General features: G+C 63.1%; 14 protein-coding genes and 1 riboswitch. Of the genes, 6 read left to right on the forward strand and 8 right to left on the reverse strand.

Annotation, left to right across the window (positions count from 1 at the left end):
• Positions 1-42: 42 nt before the first annotated feature.
• Positions 43-1,140 carry a TRAP transporter substrate-binding protein DctP gene (dctP, locus tag JL2886_RS16540; RefSeq protein WP_065273001.1) on the reverse strand — a complete coding sequence of 366 codons (1,098 nt, stop codon included), beginning with the start codon at positions 1,138-1,140 and terminating at the stop codon, positions 43-45.
• Positions 1,141-1,666: 526 nt separating this feature from the next.
• Between dctP and JL2886_RS16545 the strand changes: the two genes are divergently transcribed.
• On the forward strand, positions 1,667-4,162 hold the full coding sequence (locus JL2886_RS16545; RefSeq protein WP_335645281.1) for an ATP-binding protein: 2,496 nt from the start codon (positions 1,667-1,669) through the stop codon (positions 4,160-4,162).
• A 30-nt stretch (positions 4,163-4,192) separates the two neighbouring features.
• Here JL2886_RS16545 and thiD read toward each other — a convergent pair whose 3' ends face one another.
• From thiD to thiC, 7 genes are read right to left on the reverse strand one after another with little or no spacing between them, the layout of a single operon-like run.
• The gene (gene thiD, locus JL2886_RS16550) at positions 4,193-4,984 is read right to left on the reverse strand and encodes a bifunctional hydroxymethylpyrimidine kinase/phosphomethylpyrimidine kinase (protein WP_237028391.1); all 792 of its coding nucleotides are present in this window, start codon (positions 4,982-4,984) and stop codon (positions 4,193-4,195) included.
• Positions 4,981-5,955 (reverse strand): HesA/MoeB/ThiF family protein, encoded by a 975-nt coding sequence (locus JL2886_RS16555; protein ID WP_237028392.1) that lies wholly within the window; start codon positions 5,953-5,955, stop codon positions 4,981-4,983. The genes thiD and JL2886_RS16555 overlap by 4 nt, the downstream gene beginning before the upstream one ends.
• Positions 5,952-6,545 (reverse strand): thiamine phosphate synthase, encoded by a 594-nt coding sequence (locus JL2886_RS16560; protein ID WP_065273004.1) that lies wholly within the window; start codon positions 6,543-6,545, stop codon positions 5,952-5,954. The genes JL2886_RS16555 and JL2886_RS16560 overlap by 4 nt, the downstream gene beginning before the upstream one ends.
• Positions 6,545-7,312, reverse strand: coding sequence for a thiazole synthase (locus JL2886_RS16565; protein WP_065273005.1), 768 nt, complete (start codon positions 7,310-7,312; stop codon positions 6,545-6,547). Before JL2886_RS16565 ends, JL2886_RS16560 begins: the two co-directional genes overlap by 1 nt.
• 3 nt (positions 7,313-7,315) lie before the next feature.
• A complete protein-coding gene (gene thiS / locus JL2886_RS16570) occupies positions 7,316-7,513 on the reverse strand; it encodes a sulfur carrier protein ThiS (RefSeq protein WP_065273006.1) in 198 nt (65 codons plus the stop codon).
• Positions 7,482-8,450: an FAD-dependent oxidoreductase gene (locus tag JL2886_RS16575; protein WP_065273007.1), complete on the reverse strand. Its 969-nt coding sequence runs from the start codon at positions 8,448-8,450 to the stop codon at positions 7,482-7,484. Before JL2886_RS16575 ends, thiS begins: the two co-directional genes overlap by 32 nt.
• Positions 8,447-10,276: a phosphomethylpyrimidine synthase ThiC gene (gene thiC / locus JL2886_RS16580; protein WP_065273008.1), complete on the reverse strand. Its 1,830-nt coding sequence runs from the start codon at positions 10,274-10,276 to the stop codon at positions 8,447-8,449. The genes JL2886_RS16575 and thiC overlap by 4 nt, the downstream gene beginning before the upstream one ends.
• Positions 10,277-10,399: 123 nt before the next feature.
• Positions 10,400-10,528: riboswitch (TPP riboswitch) on the reverse strand.
• Between the two features lie 218 nt (positions 10,529-10,746).
• Between thiC and bioB the strand changes: the two genes are divergently transcribed.
• The 5 genes from bioB to JL2886_RS16605 all read left to right on the forward strand — a co-directional run bounded on the left by bioB (position 10,747) and on the right by JL2886_RS16605 (position 16,186).
• Positions 10,747-11,739 (forward strand): biotin synthase BioB, encoded by a 993-nt coding sequence (gene bioB / locus JL2886_RS16585; protein ID WP_065273009.1) that lies wholly within the window; start codon positions 10,747-10,749, stop codon positions 11,737-11,739.
• Positions 11,736-12,911, forward strand: a complete 1,176-nt coding sequence (locus JL2886_RS16590) for an 8-amino-7-oxononanoate synthase (protein WP_065273010.1) — start codon at positions 11,736-11,738, stop codon at positions 12,909-12,911. Before bioB ends, JL2886_RS16590 begins: the two co-directional genes overlap by 4 nt.
• Entirely contained in the window at positions 12,908-13,537 is a 630-nt protein-coding gene (bioD, locus tag JL2886_RS16595) for a dethiobiotin synthase (protein WP_065273011.1), read from the forward strand. The genes JL2886_RS16590 and bioD overlap by 4 nt, the downstream gene beginning before the upstream one ends.
• A gap of 15 nt (positions 13,538-13,552) precedes the next feature.
• A complete protein-coding gene (gene bioA, locus JL2886_RS16600) occupies positions 13,553-14,848 on the forward strand; it encodes an adenosylmethionine--8-amino-7-oxononanoate transaminase (protein WP_065273012.1) in 1,296 nt (431 codons plus the stop codon).
• A 378-nt stretch (positions 14,849-15,226) separates the two neighbouring features.
• Positions 15,227-16,186, forward strand: a complete 960-nt coding sequence (locus JL2886_RS16605) for an ABC transporter substrate-binding protein (RefSeq protein WP_065273013.1) — start codon at positions 15,227-15,229, stop codon at positions 16,184-16,186.
• Positions 16,187-16,194 lie beyond the last annotated feature (8 nt).

Genomic DNA, 16,194 nt, shown 5'->3' on the forward strand with positions numbered 1-16,194 from the left:
CGATGTGCGGGTCCGCATTGGTCAGCGACGCCTGGGGTCTGATTACAGATCCAGCGACATGCCTTCGGTCAGGGCCGGGTCCACATATCCAAGCGAGCCGGACTGCATGTAGTCGAGGATGGTCTTGAAAATGCGGGCGCTGGATTTGTCGCGGTTGGCGTATTTGTACCAGACCGGGACGGCGACCTCGGTCATCAGCTCCACATCGTCCTGGCTGAGGCGGGTAACCTCGGTTCCGTCGGCCTCGAACTTTTTCCAGGCTTCCTGGTCGGCGGCCTGGATCGCGGCGTGGTGCATGTCGGAATAGACGTGGGTCTCCATTTCGACGAACTGTTGCATCTGCGGCGACAGCGCGTTCCAGCTCTCCATGCCCACGGTCAGATCCATGATGTCCACCGGCTGGTAGAGCGACATGAAGCCCGGAGGACCCATGACGATATAGTCGGTGACCTGGCTGAAGCCGAGCGAGTAGTTCACTGCGGGGCCCACATAGTCGGCCACGTCGATGGTGCCCTTTTCCAGCGCCGGGAAGATCTCCGAGCCTGGCAGAACCGTGGTTTCGGCGCCGATCTCGGTAAAGATCTCGGCGACCATGCCGCCGGGCAGGCGCATCTTGCGGCCGCGGAAATCGTCGATCGAGCGGATCGGCACCTTGGAGTGGATGATATTCGGGCCGTGGTGGATCGGGCCGACGAAATGCATGCCCTGCGCCTTGTAGAGCTCGCGCGCCATATCAAGGCCGCCAAGCCCATAGTAGAACACGTCATATTCATGCGGGTTGCGCAGCCCCAGCGGGAAGGACGACAGGAACACCGCCGCCGGGATGATGCCCTGGGCATAGATGGTAAAGGGGTTCACCGCGTCGAGAACCCCATTCTTTACCGCGTCATAGAGCTGAAAGTCCCCGACGACGTCATTGGCGCCAAAGGGTTGAAAGGCCAGCTCACCGCCGGTCTTTTCGACGATGCTACCGCACCAGTCCTTGAAGATCTGCAGACCTGCACCGCCCGGCCAGGATGTCTGCACCTTCCAGGTTTTTGTGTGACTCGCCGCCGTTGCGATATGGGGTGCGGCCAGTCCCGCTGCACCCAGACCGGCAAGACCTGTCAGCGCGCCGCGGCGCGTTACGATTTTTGACATGATTTTTTTCCTCCCTAAACCTGTCTTGCGACAGTTCCGAACCCGCTTCCTCCTGCAGGTTCTTGAATATGTTAGGCGGGGAAGTACAAATTTTCAAAATCATATATGTTGTTTTTCGCAAGGGGATGGATAACGCTCGGGTAAGGATTTGATTCAACTGCGGGAATACCGTTCCTTCCGGTACGCGACCGCGGACTGTATTTTTTGTCGGTGTTTCCCTTGGGTCACTTTGCACAGGTTTTATCGGCATGGGAGCGCGTGTTCAGCCATATTGTCCTTGCTCCCAGGGGGCGGCTGTGCTGTTGCGGCGGCCAGATGGCGTACCGCCAAAAGGAGAGCGGACGTCCGTTGGGTAGGGTGAAGGTGCAACGGGGATGTTTATATTTCTACCGTTAAGAGCTATTGAACCACTTAAGGCCATAAGGGGAATTGCCGGTTGTTTTGCGGCACCCATTGCAATTTTAAGAGGCTTTTGATGGTCGTGAGTTCCAATACACGTGCAGATTTGCGCCGTGTGGCCAGGGGAGTGTCTAATCGCTCTTACCTGTCGGTGCTTGTGACCATTGTGGTACTAGTGGGCGCCTCGATATTTGCCGAGCAGCAGAACTCCACCATCTACAGCCAGCGTCTGCGCGCGGATGTGCAAAGCGAGGTCGGGTTGATCCGATCCCGGCTTGAGGGCGCGCTCAATGCCGATATTCAGTTGGTGCAGGGCCTGGTTGCAGTGATGTCGACCGAGCCGGACATGACACAGCAGCGGTTTTCCGATCTGAGCGCGCAGATGATCGGGCGGGACGGGCAGATTACCCATCTTGCCGCGGCTCCGGATCTGGTGATCTCCCTCATTCACCCGCTGAAGGGCAACGAGGCGGCGCTGGGCCTTGATTACAACCAGCACAAGGCGCAGCGCGCGGCCGCTGAGCAGGCGCGCGATACTGGCAAAATCGTTCTGGCCGGACCGGTCAAATTGGTACAGGGCGGCGAGGCCTTCGTGGCGCGCTTCCCTATTTTCACCTCGCAGAACGGTCCCTTGCGCTTCTGGGGTATTTTGTCAGCAGTTATCAGTGCCGATGGGTTATACGAGACCGTTGGTCTAACCGACCCGGATCTTGGCCTCGATATCGCGATCCTTGGAAAAGACGGCAAGGGCGCGGCTGGCGGTCAGTTCTTTGGCTCCGAAGAGGTGATGGAAAACAACCCGGTGCGCACCGATGTGTCGCTGGCCGAAGGCAATTGGGTGCTGGCCGCCACGCCGAAGGGCGGTTGGGAGGTGATGCCGGACAACCTCTGGACCTTGCGGTTGCTGCTGCTCGCAGGCGGGCTGCTGGTCCTTGTGCCCACCGCGCTTGCCACCCGCATGGCCGATGCCCGCAGCCACGCGATCGAGAAACTCAAACGCCGCGAACGGGATCTGGAAACCCTTTCCCGGCGTCTGGAGATTGCCGTTGAGACCTCCAAGATCGGCATCTGGGAGCTGGACGCGGAGACCGGTGAACTGATCTGGGATCGGCGCATGTCCGACCTTTATGGGATCGAGGCGCTGAACGGGAAAATCAATTTCTCCGAGTGGAAGAAGTGCCTGCATCCGGACGATTGCCAGCAAGCCGTGGAAACCTTCTGGCGCGCTACGCACGATGGCAAGAATTACCTCTCGGAATACCGCATCTTGCTAGAGAACGGCGAGCAAAAGCATATCCGGGCGCTGGGCTGCGCCTTCTCCGATGCCTCTGGGCGACTGCGCATGATCGGGGTCGACTGGGATGTCTCTGGCGATGTGCACCTGCGCGAAGAGCTGATCCGTGCCAACCGGGCTCTGACCCAGCGCAACAGCGAGCTCCACGAGGCCAAGCTCAACGCCGAACAGGCGGACCGGGCGAAATCGGAATTCCTCGCCAATATGAGCCATGAAATCCGCACACCGATGAATGGCATCCTTGGCATGGCGGATCTTCTGGCCGAGGCGGAACTGCCAGATGAAGAGCAGCTTTATGTGGAAACCATCCGCGATTCCTCCAATGCTCTGCTGAAAATCATCAACGACATTCTTGATCTCTCGCGCCTTGAAGCCGGCAAGCTGGACATAACCCCGACGGATTTCGATCTGCGCAGCTGTATCGTGCAGGCAGTGAACCTTCTGCGGCCCAAAGCCAACGGCAAGGGGCTGACGGTTGAGGTTGAGATCGACGAAACCCTGCCGCAGCGCATGCGCGGTGACGATGGTCGCTTGCGCCAGATCCTGGTCAATCTTGTGGGCAACGCGGTCAAGTTCACGGCACAGGGCGGGGTTGTCGTGCGTGTCACCAGTGATCCGGAGTCGCCCTACCGGCTCGTGGTTGAGGTCGAGGATACCGGGATCGGCATTTCCGAAAGCCAAGCCGAGCATATCTTTGACCGTTTTGCGCAGGCGGACGCGGCCACCACCCGTGCCTTTGGGGGCACCGGCCTTGGTCTGACCATCTCCAGCATCCTGGCCGAGCGGATGGGCGGCACCATTTCGCTGCAGCCGAAACAAGCCGCCGGGCAGGGCTCCTGTTTCCGGCTCGAAGTCCAACTGGAGTCGGAACAAACCCCAGCGGCTCAGCAGAAAACGGAAACCGCTCCTGCGGTGGCAACCGAGGTTCTGACCGGCGCCCGGATCGTGCTGGCTGAGGACAACCGGACCAACCGGCTGCTGATCCAGAAATATTTCGCCGGGCTTCCTGTTGAGTGCGTCGAGGCCGAGAATGGCCGCAAAGCAGTTGATCTCTGCCGGGAGCAAATGCCGGATTTCGTGCTGATGGACATGTCCATGCCGGAACTGGACGGGGTCGAGGCGACAAGGGAAATCCGCGCTCTGGACGGCCCGCAACCGGTGATCGTAGCGCTGACTGCCAATGCCTTTGACAGCCACCGCACAGAATGTCTGGAGGCGGGAATGGATCATTTCCTGCAGAAACCGATCCGCAAGGCTGTCCTTCTCCAGACGCTGGCTACTTTGCAGATGGCCCGCATGCCGGAGGCCGAAGAAGTGCGGGTCGGATAGCGCCGGATCGGGCCGCCGCTTCCCATGCTCTTAATCGATTTGCTGCTGAACCAGCCATTCGGTCAACGCCGTCTTGGCCCGTGCGCAGGCTTCCTCCAGCGCGTGCCCCTGCGCCAGCTGGCAGGAGATGGCCGTAGCCAGCGCGCAGCCGGTGCCCCGGTGCCCGTGGGGCAGGCGCGGGGCGTGATATGCATTGTGCCGCCCAGGCTGAAACAGATGGTCGGTGCTGATTGCTCCCTTCGCGTGGCCACCCTTGATTAGAACTGCGTTTGGCCCCGAATTATGGGCGACCTGCACTGAGGATCCGGCTGGATCTGTTTTTCCATTCCAGCCCATCAGGATCTTCGCTTGTAGTTGCAGATCAGGCAGCGCCGCGCTCACGGGCTGCCCGGACAGGGATGCGCTTTCCTGCAGGTTTGGGGTCAGCAGCGTCACACGTCGGAGCAACGGCGCTAGGCTGATCAGGTCGCCGAGCGTCCCTCCGGAAGACGTGTTCAGTACCGGGTCCAGAACCACCGGCATCTCTGGCGGTAGCAACTCGGCGACCGCGCGGGCAGCTTCGGGTGTGCCCAGCATGCCGATCTTGATCGCCTGAACAGGAGCCTCACGCAGCGCAGCGGTGATTTGCGCTGCGATATCTTCGGGCGGTACGGGCCAGAGCGACGTGAGTGCGGTGCTGGTCTGGGCGGTGACGGCTGTGACCACCGGCGCCACGCTGCAGCCCAGCCGCTGCGCCATTGCCGTGTCCCGGGTGAGGCCCGCGCCGCCACTGGAATCCGTGCCTGCAATCACCAGAATGCGCGGAGTGCCCGGCTCGATCACGTGGCACCCGCTGCCAGCAGCGCTAGATTTTTGTAGCCGCGCTGTTGCAGGCAGCGGGCGGCGCTCCAGGCCCGCAACCCGCTGTGACAGCACAGGACGATCCGGCAGTCGTCTGGCAGGTCGGCACTCAGAATATTCTGTGGCAGCAGGCGCAGGGCCTGCGGTGTCACCGGCGCTGATGCCTCGGACGGATCGCGCAGCTCGACCACTTGATCTTCTGGCTGGATGTTGGCTGCGGCGATGAAGGGCAGGGCGATTTCCGGCTCTTCCGCTTCGTCAAAGCGGAAGCCGCCGGGGGTCAGCGTCGCCATGTCTAGCGTGATCAACTGCCCCAGTGGTGAGGGCGCATGTCCCAAGAGCGCCTTCAACGTCATCTGCGCCTGAAGTGCGCCAATGCTGCCCACCACCGGCCCCATGATCCCGGCGCTGGCGCAGGTGGCGCCGCTGGCCGGGGGATCGGGAAAGACCGCCCGCAGGGATGGCGCGTCGCCGCAAAAACCACCGACATAGCCGGATTGTCCCAGCGCCGAGGCGGAAATCAGCGGCGTACTCTGCGCCTTGCAGCAATCGGACAGGATATAGGAGGCGGCGACACTGTCGGCGGCATCTACCACCAGATCGGCCTGTGCCACGGCGGCGGGCGCGTTGAGCGGGTCGAGTGCGTGCGGATCTGCATGCAGCCGCAGATCAGGATGCGCCCGTAGTAGGTGGTGGCGGGCTGCCTCTACCTTTGGCGTACCGAGATCCCGCATATCGAACAGCGGTTGGCGGTGCAGGTTGCTTTCCTCCACCACATCGGGGTCCATCAGGGTGATTTCGCCCACACCAGCCCCGGCTAGATAGCTCAGCACCGGGCAGCCAAGCCCCCCGGCGCCCACCACCAGCACATGCGCCGCCGAAAGCCGCGCCTGTCCCTCGGCGCCGACCTCGGGCAGGGCGATCTGGCGGGCATATCTTGCGGGCTGGCTCATAATGCGCAGGCCCTGATCCATTCCCGGGTGCGGGCTTCGGGGTCGGGGGCCTGTTGGATATCGGTGACCACGGCGGCGCTGTCGGCCCCCGCAGCAAAGACACCCGGCAGACGCTCGGGCGTCAGCCCTCCGATGGCCACCAGCGGAGTATTACCGGCAAGGCACTTCCAGCGGGTCACCCGCTCCAATCCCTGCGGATCCCATTTCATCTGTTTCAGCAGGGTCGGATAGACCGGCCCCAGCGCCACATAGGCCGGATCATGCGACAGGGCGCGATCCAGCTCTGCCTCGTCATGGGTTGAAAGCCCATAGTGCACGCCCGCGCGGCGCAGGGCGGCAAAATCGGCCGACTCCATGTCCTCTTGTCCGAGGTGCACAAAGGAGCAGTTGAGATCCAGCGCCGCCTGCCAGTAATCGTTGACCACCAGCTGCGCGCCATGCACGGCGCAGATGTCGCGGGCGCGGGCGATCTGGCGGCGCACTTCTGCATCCGGCTGGTCCTTTATGCGTAGCTGCACCAGTTTCACCCCGTGGGGCACCAGTAGCTCTAGTCGGCCGACGTGGCCGACAATCAGGTAAAAACGTTCCATCACATCAACTCTGCAAGACCAAGGACCGGCGTCGAAGGCACCGCCATGTCACGCGGCTCCATTGGCTGCGCTTCGAACCCAGCCCGCCCGGCCCGAATGGCCAGATCCATTGCGCGGGCCATAGCCACAGGGTCGCCCGCCTTGGCAACCGCGGTGTTCAAGAGGACCGCATCCATTCCCAGCTCCATAGCTTCCGCCGCATCCGATGGCCGCCCGATCCCGGCATCGACGATCAGCGGCACCTCCGGGAAATGCGCCCTCATGGCACGCAGCCCGTCTGGATTGCGCAGCCCCTGACCAGAACCGATCGGCGCCCCCCAGGGCATCAGCACTTCGCAGCCCGCCTCCACCAGCCGTTCGGCGACCACCAGATCCTCGGTGGTGTAGGGGAAGACCTGAAAACCATCCTCGGACAGGATCCGCGCGGTCTCGACCAGGGCAAAGACATCTGGTTGCAGCGTATCTCCATGGCCGATCACCTCCAGCTTGATCCAGGGGGTGTCGAAGATTTCCCGCGCCATCTGCGCAGTGGTCACGGCGTCCTGCACGGTGTGGCAGCCCGCGGTGTTGGGCAGGATACGCGCGCCGGTCTGGCGCAGCATGTCCCAGAACCCTGCGCCCGATCCCGCTGCGGTTTCACGGCGTAGGGAGACGGTCAGCACCTCGCTGCCGCTGGCCTGCACTGCGTCGGTCAGGACCTGCGGCGAGGGGTATTGCGCGGTGCCCAGCAAGAGCCGCGAGGAAAGGTCGACATCATATAGGCGCATCGCTTAGCCCCCCTGCATCGGGGCGAGGACTTCCAGCCGGTCGCCTGCCGTCAGCTTGGTGTCATCGCGTTTCGCGCGCGAGATAAATTGCCCGTTGAGCGCGGTGGCAATCGCCGGACTGGTAAAGCCCAGCTCATCCAGCGCGGCAGCGAGGGTGGTGGCGCGGATGTCACGCGGATCTGCGTTCACGATGATCTGCATCACTAGTCTCCGGAATCAGAATGTCTGCGGCGCGCGCGGCCATGGCGGGCGCCAGAAGAAAGCCGTGTCGGTACAGGCCGTTGAGGTACAGTGTGCCGTCCTGCCAGATCAGATCCGGCAGGTTGTCGGCAAAGGCCGGGCGCAGTCCTGCGCCGACCTCCACCACCGCTGCCTCGGCCAGGCCGGGGTGCAGCGTGTAGGCGGCATTCATCAGCTCGCTGAGGGCGCGCAGGGTGGGAGCGCCGCTGGCGCTGCTTTCGACCATGGTGGCACCCAGCATGAAGTGATGATCGGCGCGCGGCACCAGATAGATGGGGCTGCGCGGGTGCAGCAGGCGCAGGGTGCGGCTGATCTTGACCCCCGGCGCGTGCAGGATTGCCATCTCGCCGCGCACCGGGCGCAGGCCCGGCAGGGGCGCAGCCATCCCGGTGCAATCCAGCGTGACCCGCGACGGCGCCGGTGTGCCGCAGTGCAGGGTCACGCCCATCTCTTGCACCCGGGCTGCCAGATCCCGGATCGCGCGGCGCGGGTCCAGATGGCCCTCTTCCGTGAAATGCAGCCCGGCGCGGAACCGGCCTGCCAGCTCCGGCTCCAACGCGGCGATCTGCCTCTCATCGACCGCCACATGGGCGCGGGTGCGCCGGGCAAAACGGGTCAGCTCGGCCCGGTCGCGGGCGGGGGCCAGCACCAGCGTGCCGCGCCGGACCACCGGGGTGATCTGGGCCCACCAGTCGAGAGCGCGGCTGCCGAGGGTGATCACTTCCTCCTCGGCGCTTTCGCCCTCGCACCAGGGCGCCAACATGCCGCCGGCATAGCGGGAGGCGCTTTTGTCACCGATGTGGGCGCTGCGTTCATAAAGCGTCACCTCGGCCCCGCGCCGGGCCAGCTCATGCGCGGCGGCGAGCCCGGCAAGGCCCGCGCCTGCGATGGTGATCATGCCCCCGCGTCCTCCGCATCCACGGTGTCTTGCACCGGCACGTATAGGTCGCCGCCTTCGCGGAATTTGGCGGCCATCGCCTCCATGCCTTCCTTCTGCGCCTCGGCACGGATGTCGTGGCTGATCCGCATGGAGCAGAACTTCGGCCCGCACATGGAGCAGAAATGCGCCACCTTATGCGCCTGTTTCGGCAGGGTCGCATCGTGGAAATCGCGCGCGGTTTCCGGGTCGAGCGAGAGGTTGAACTGATCCTCCCAGCGGAATTCGAACCGGGCGCGGGACAGCGCATCATCGCGCCGCTGGGCGCCGGGAAGGCCCTTTGCCAGATCGGCGGCATGGGCGGCGATCTTGTAGGTGATCACTCCCGTCTTCACGTCATCGCGGTCCGGCAGGCCCAGGTGTTCCTTGGGCGTCACATAGCAGAGCATGGCGCAGCCGAACCAGCCGATCATCGCGGCGCCAATGCCAGAGGTGATGTGGTCATAGCCCGGTGCGATATCTGTGGTGAGCGGGCCGAGCGTATAAAACGGTGCCTCGTGGCAGCACTCCAGCTGCTTGTCCATGTTCTCCTTGATCTTGTGCATGGCCACATGGCCCGGCCCCTCGATCATCACCTGGCAATCCTTGGCCCAGGCGATTTTGGTCAGCTCGCCCAGGGTTTCCAGCTCGGCAAATTGCGCCTCGTCATTGGCATCGGCAATCGATCCGGGGCGCAGCCCGTCGCCCAGGGAGAAGGAGACGTCATACCGGCGGCAGATGTCGCAGATCTCCTCAAAATGCTCATAAAGGAAGCTTTCTTTGTGATGATGCAGGCACCATTTCGCCATGATCGAGCCGCCGCGCGACACGATCCCGGTCACGCGGTTGACGGTCATCGGCACCATGTGCAGACGCACGCCTGCGTGGATGGTGAAGTAATCGACGCCCTGTTCGGCCTGTTCGATCAGCGTGTCACGGAACACCTCCCAGGTCAGGTCCTCGGCAATGCCGTTCACCTTTTCCAGCGCCTGATAGATCGGCACGGTGCCGATGGGCACGGGGGAGTTGCGGATGATCCATTCGCGGGTGTTGTGGATGTTGCGCCCGGTCGACAGATCCATCACCGTATCGGCGCCCCAGCGGATCGCCCAGACCAGCTTGTCCACTTCCTCCTCCATCGAGGAGGTCACCGCCGAGGTGCCCATATTGGCGTTGATCTTCACCTTGAAATTGCGGCCGATGATCATCGGCTCCAGCTCCGGGTGGTTGATGTTGGCGGGGATGATCGCACGACCTTCGGCGACCTCCTGACGGACGAACTCGGGCGTTACGTAATCGGGAATATTGGCGCCGAAATCGTTGCCATCGCGATGACAGGGCGAGGTCTCGCGCAACTGGTTCTCGCGGATGGCGATATATTCCATCTCGGGCGTGATGATCCCGGCGCGGGCATAGGCCAGCTGCGTCACCGCCCTGTCGCCCGTGGCGCGCAGCGGGGCCGGGCGCTGGGGGAATTCCGGTGTCAGCCGGTCGCCTTCGACAAATCCGTTGTCCTCGGGCTTTACATCGCGGCCCTGGTATTCCTCCACATCGGCGCGCGTCAGGATCCAGTCCCGGCGCAGGGCGGGCAGGCCTTGGCGGATGTCGGTGGTGTGATCGGGATCGGTATAGGGGCCGGAGCTGTCGTAGACCGGCAGCGGCGCCTCGCCCGCGGTGGGGTGGGTTGCGATTTCGCGCATTGGCACGCGGATCTCAGGGTGGATGTCGCCGGAGACGTAGATCTTGCGCGATGCGGGCAGCGGGCCGGTGGTAACGCTGGGCGCGATCGTGGAATTCTGATGGGTCATGCGGTGCTCCTCGAAGCCAAAACTCGGAAAAGACACCAGATGAGGTTTGGACGGGGAAACGCGGAACGGTCGTACCTACCGTTCGGTTCGGGCAGCGCGGAATTGGACCTGTACGGGGCCGCAACGACGCGCATCCTAGCTTCCTACGCCAGTGTCAACTGGGTCAGGTTCTAAGGGTCGCGTCACCGGCCGGAAGTGTTCCCGTCCTGTCAGCCTCTCAGTCCCCGTGGCGGGACTCCCCTGCGTGCTTTCACACCTAGGGGAGGCGCCCCCGCGCCGTCAAGAGGGTTTCTTCAGTCGCGTCTTTCGTTAGGTGGGGTTTGTTAAGTCACTGAAATGTAAGGAAACAAAACCGTTTTGAAAATCAATGGTCCGGGGCTTGTATTTGCTGGCCTAAGTTATCTATAAAAAAATCAAGAGAGGCGGTAGCCTTGAATAATTAATCTATAAATAGAAACGGGAGGTCCCAGATGCTGGATGCTGCGCCGATCAGAACCGACTGGACACGTGCCGAAGCTGAGAAAATCTATAATCAGCCCTTCATGGATTTGTTGTTTCAGGCGCAGTCCGTGCATCGCCAGGCGTTCGACCCCAATCAGGTACAGAAATCCAAGCTTCTGAGCATCAAGACCGGCGGCTGCCCCGAGGATTGCGCCTATTGCAGCCAATCCGCGCGCAATGGTGCAAAACTCTCTGCCAGCAAGCTGATCGAGGTGGAGCGGGTGATCGCCGAGGCGAAAAAGGCCCGGGACGCAGGCGCCACACGCTATTGCATGGGGGCGGCCTGGCGCAGCCCGAAAGAGCGCGACATGGCGGCGCTGGAGGCGATGATCCATGGGGTCCGGGAGCTGGGGATGGAGACCTGCATGACCTTGGGCATGCTGGAGGAGGATCAGGTGTTCCGCCTGCGCGATGCGGGGCTGGATTACTACAACCACAATATCGACACCTCGGAGCGTTACTATTCCGAGATCATCACCACCCGCACATTCGCCGACCGGATCGAGACCCTGAATCGGGTGCGCGAGGCGGGGATCAAGGTCTGCGCGGGCGGCATCGTCGGCATGGGCGAAGAGCAGATGGACCGGATCGACATGCTGCTGGCTCTGGCAACGCTGGATGAACACCCGGATTCGGTGCCGGTGAACATGCTGATCCCGATTGCCGACACGCCACTGGCAGACGTCCGGAAACTCGACCCCATCGAATTCGTGCGCACCATCGCGCTGGCGCGGATCCTGATGCCGAACAGCCATGTGCGCCTGTCGGCAGGCCGCACCGACATGAGCGATGAGCTGCAGGCGATGTGTTTCTTTGCTGGGGCCAATTCGATCTTTGTCGGGGAAACGTTGCTAACAGCGGACAACCCCGAGGAAGACAAGGATCAGCAGTTGTTCGACCGGCTGGGCCTGGTGGCCATGGCTGCCCATTGCGAAGGGCGGATTGGCGAGGCGGGCGAATGAATATCGCGGCAGCCGACCCCACCGCCGATCCCGCCGCGGCTCTGTTTCCGCGTCAACAGGCGCTGCTCACATCTCTTGCGGATCAGGACCGCTATCGCCGCCTGATCCCGCGGGCGGGGCATGATTTTTCATCGAACGATTATCTGGGGCTTGCGGCCAGCGATGAAATGCGCGCCGCCGCGATGGCGGCGTTGCAGCGGGGTGTGCCCGTTGGTGCCGGCGGTTCCCGCCTGCTGCGCGGCAATGACAGCGAGCATCATCAGCTTGAGGAAGAGGCCGCGGCCTTTTTCGGCAGTGAGGCGGCGTTGTTCATGGGCGGCGGTTTCAACGCCAATGTGGCGATCTTCGCGACCCTGCCACAGCGCGGCGATCTGGTGCTATATGACGATCTGATTCACGCCAGCGTCCGAGAAGGGATGCGGCTGGGCCGGGCCGAAACGCAAAACTTTGCCCATAACGATGTGGCTGATGCGGCGCGGGTGATCTCTGACTGGCGCGCGGCGGGCGGCATCGGGCAGGTCTGGATCGCGGTCGAGGCGGTCTATTCCATGGATGGCGATCTGGCGCCACTGACCGAGCTGATGGCGCTGGCCGACGCGTCTGGCGGAGTTCTGGTGGTGGACGAGGCTCATGCCACCGGCCTGTTCGGACCGCAGGGCCGCGGGCTGGCGCATGACATCGCGCATCGGCCCAACGTCATCAGCCTGCACACCTGCGGCAAGGCGCTGGGCGCCTCGGGCGCGCTGATCTGCGCGCCGAAGGTGCTGATCGACATGCTGATCAACAAGGGGCGGATTTTCATCTTTGCCACCGCGCCATCGCCGCTGAATGCGGCGCTGGTGCGGGCATCGCTGGCCTTGCTGCAGCAGGATGCGTCGCGCATCGACCGTGCCTGGGAGGTGATTGATCATGCCCATGCCGAGGCTGCGCGCCTGTGCGGTCTGACCGGCTTTGCCTGTCAGATCCTACCAGTGATCACAGGCGGGGACGCACGCACGATGCAGCTGGCCTCGGATCTGCAGGCGCTTGGTTATGACATTCGCGGCATTCGCCCGCCCACGGTGCCTGCGGGCACCTCGCGGCTGCGGGTCTCCATCACGCTCAACACCTCAAAATCGGTGGTGACGGAAATGTTCACCGATCTGGCACAGGTGCTGGAGCGGCGCCCATGAGCCGCACATTGGTTGTCACGGGGACCGACACCGGGATCGGCAAATCGGTGATATCGGCGGCGCTGGTGCAGGCGCTTGGCGCCAGTTACTGGAAGCCAGTCCAGTCCGGCCTTGAGGAGGAAACCGACAGCGCGTTCGTGGCGCGCATGACCGGGCGCCAGGTTCTGCCCGAAGCATACCGGCTGCAGCTGCCTGCTTCGCCGCATCTGTCGGCCGAGGCTGAGGGGGTGGAAATCACGCTGGCGGAGTTGGCCTTGCCCGAAGGCGCGGGGACCCTGGTCGTCGAGGGTGCCGGCGGCGTCATGGTGCCGCTGAACCGGCGTGAGCTGTTTCTCGATCTCTTTGCCCATTGGCGTGCGCCTGTGGTGCTTTGCGCGGCGACACGGCTCGGCACGATCAACCATTCGCTGCTCTCGCTGATGGCGCTCAAGGATCTGGGATGCCCTGTCGTCGGCGTGCTGTTCAGTGGCGATCCCGAACCCGAGGTGGAGGACACCATCTGCCAGTTCGGGCAGGTGCCGCATCTGGGACGGCTGCCGCATCTGGATCCGCTGACCCCGGTGACGCTGGCCGAGGCCTGCGCCGCGCATGTCGACCTTGCCACCATCCGCATGGCGCTGACCTGAAGGAAGGACATCCCGATGACCCCGCCGCTGACCCCGCTGGAGTTTGACCAGAGACACCTCTGGCACCCCTATACCAATGTGACCAAACCCGGCCGGACCTTTCTGGTAAAGGAAGCGGAAGGCGTCCATATCACGCTGGAGGACGGCACCCGTCTGATCGACGCCATGTCCTCGTGGTGGTGCATGATGCACGGGCACCGGCATCCGGTGATCACGGCGGCCATGAAGGCACAGATCGACACCCTGCCACATGTGATGTTCGGCGGGTTAACCCATGAGCCGTCGGTGGAGCTGGGACGGCGGCTGCTGGAGATCACGCCGGACAGCCTGCAGCGGATCTTCTACTGCGACAGCGGCTCGGTCTCGGTCGAGGTGGCGATGAAGATGGCGGTGCAATACCAGCACGCCATGGGGCAACCGGGGCGCAGCGAATTTGCGACCGTGCGCTCGGGCTATCACGGGGACACCTGGAAGGCGATGAGCGTCTGCGATCCCGACACCGGCATGCATCACCTTTTTCAGGGCGCGCTCAGCGTTCAGCATTTCGTCTCCCGCCCGCCGGTGGCGATGGGGCAGGAGTGGTGCGAGGACCCCGAGCAAAACGGCCTTGGCGAATTGCGCCGAGTGCTGGAGGCCGGGCAGGACCGCATCGCCGGGTTTATCCTGGAGCCGGTGGTGCAGGGCACGGGGGGCATGTATTTCTACCACCCCGAGTACCTCAATCAGGCGCGGGCGCTCTGCGATGAATTCGGCGTCCTGTTGATCTTTGATGAGATCGCCACTGGCTTTGCCCGCACCGGACAGATGTTCGCCACCGATTTCTGTTCGGTTGAGCCGGATATCCTGTGCCTCGGCAAGGGGCTGACAGGTGGGCATATTTCCTTTGCGGTGACGTTGACCAATGACCGGGTGGCGGAAGGCATCGGTGGCGGCAATCCCGGTATCTTCATGCATGGACCGACCTATATGGCCAATCCACTGGCCTGCGCTGCTGCCTGCGCTGCGATCGATGTGCTGACCGGGCAGGATTGGCGGGGGCGCATTGCAGATATCGCGGCGCAGATGCAGGCAGAGCTGGCCCCGGCGCGCGACCTGCCAGGGGTGCGGGATGTGCGGGTTCTGGGGGCGATCGGCGTGATCGAGATGGATCATCCGGTGTCCGCCGATGAAGCCCATGCGCTGGCGCCGGATACCGGCGTATTCCTGCGTCCCTTTGGACATAACATCTATACGATGCCGCCCTTTATCAGCACGCCAGAACAGCTGAGCGCGGTGACTGCAGCGATGCTGCGGCTTGCGCGGGTGCTGTAACCACCTGAAACTAGAAAGGGGCGACCGATCATCTGTGCCGCCCCTGATTCTTTCTGAGGCGTGCATCGCCAGGCGGAGGTACGGGGTATCCGGTCTCAAAATTGAATTTCCATCCAAAAATTTAAATGGAAAATCAAGAAAATGCGTCGGCAACGCCGTGAATGCTCGACAAATGGTCGTATTAAAGGCAAAACCTTGTCCTGTAGCCGGTCACACTGGATCATCAATACGCTGAGATGAACGGCTTGGACCGGCGGTGGCGAAACGGCAGGTGGCGGCCGATGGGCCGCGCAGTCCGCGACACCAGACGACCACAATCACATAAGGGCGCGGGACTTCGGGTCCGCCTGATGCGCCCACAGAACGGGGATGACATCCATGAAATCAACTTCTTTTGCACTGGCGCTGGGCGCTTCTGCCATGCTTTCCGGTGCCGCGGCAGCGGCCGATCTGGGTGCAGTGGACACGCCGATCAAACTGGCGGTCAACGAATGGACCGGCCAGCACGTCACCACCCATATCGCTGGTGAGATGCTGAAGGCTGCGGGCTACAAGGTCGAATATGTCTCGGCCGGCATGATGAACCAGTTCCAGGCGATTGCCGATGGTGACATCCACGCGACGCTGGAAATCTGGTCCTCCAACGTATCGGACGAATACGCCAAGAAGGTCGCCGAAGGCACCGTCGAGGAACTGGGTGATCTGGAACTCGACGCCAAGGAAGGCATTGCGTACCCCGCCCACGTGGCTGAGCTGTGCCCGGGTCTGCCCGCATGGGAGGCGCTGAAGGCCTGCGCGCCGCAGTTCGCCACCGCCGAAACCCTGCCGCAGGGCCGTCTGGTGGATTATCCGGCCGACTGGGGCACCCCCGGCGCCGACCGCATGGCCGGTCTTGACCTGCCCTTCAAGGCGGTTCCCGCAGGTTCCGAGGCCGCGCTGATCGTCGAGCTGCGCGCCGCGACCGAGCGCAAGACGCCGCTGCTGATCACCTTCTGGCAGCCGCATTGGGCGATGTCCGCCTATGACGTGAAATTCGTCGACCTGCCCGAGGGCGAAGAGGCCTGCTTTACCGATCCGGCATGGGGCCCGAACCCCAACGCGGTCAACGATTGCGATTTTGCCCCCTCGCGCATCTTCAAGGCGGGTTGGTCCGGTCTGGCCGAAACCTGGCCCGCAGCGCATGAGATCCTGTCGTCCTACACGCTGGCCGTTGAAGACCAGCAGCCGATGATGGGCGCCATCGACGTTGATGGTGGCAGCGTCGAGGAAGTGGTTGCCGACTGGATGGCGGCCAATGAGGACAAGTGGCGCCCGGTCGTGGACGCCGCGCTGAAGTGAGCCAAAGC

Origin of the sequence: Phaeobacter gallaeciensis (assembly GCF_001678945.1) — a bacterium.
GTDB classification, from domain to species: Bacteria; Pseudomonadota; Alphaproteobacteria; order Rhodobacterales; family Rhodobacteraceae; genus Phycobacter; species Phycobacter gallaeciensis_A.

Bases quoted from the DNA above. Each gene is read 5' to 3' on its own strand.
- JL2886_RS16575 (WP_065273007.1), bottom strand. From the start codon at position 8,450: ATGATCACCATCGCAGGCGCGGGCCTTGCCGGGCTCGCCGCCGCGCAT.
- JL2886_RS16560 (WP_065273004.1), bottom strand. From the start codon at position 6,545: ATGGAACGTTTTTACCTGATTGTCGGCCACGTCGGCCGACTAGAGCTA.
- bioA (WP_065273012.1), top strand. From the start codon at position 13,553: ATGACCCCGCCGCTGACCCCGCTGGAGTTTGACCAGAGACACCTCTGG.
- dctP (WP_065273001.1), bottom strand. From the start codon at position 1,140: ATGTCAAAAATCGTAACGCGCCGCGGCGCGCTGACAGGTCTTGCCGGT.
- JL2886_RS16555 (WP_237028392.1), bottom strand. From the start codon at position 5,955: ATGAGCCAGCCCGCAAGATATGCCCGCCAGATCGCCCTGCCCGAGGTC.
- JL2886_RS16565 (WP_065273005.1), bottom strand. From the start codon at position 7,312: ATGCGCCTATATGATGTCGACCTTTCCTCGCGGCTCTTGCTGGGCACC.
- thiS (WP_065273006.1), bottom strand. From the start codon at position 7,513: ATGCAGATCATCGTGAACGCAGATCCGCGTGACATCCGCGCCACCACC.
- JL2886_RS16605 (WP_065273013.1), top strand. From the start codon at position 15,227: ATGAAATCAACTTCTTTTGCACTGGCGCTGGGCGCTTCTGCCATGCTT.
- bioB (WP_065273009.1), top strand. From the start codon at position 10,747: ATGCTGGATGCTGCGCCGATCAGAACCGACTGGACACGTGCCGAAGCT.
- JL2886_RS16590 (WP_065273010.1), top strand. From the start codon at position 11,736: ATGAATATCGCGGCAGCCGACCCCACCGCCGATCCCGCCGCGGCTCTG.
- bioD (WP_065273011.1), top strand. From the start codon at position 12,908: ATGAGCCGCACATTGGTTGTCACGGGGACCGACACCGGGATCGGCAAA.
- thiC (WP_065273008.1), bottom strand. From the start codon at position 10,276: ATGACCCATCAGAATTCCACGATCGCGCCCAGCGTTACCACCGGCCCG.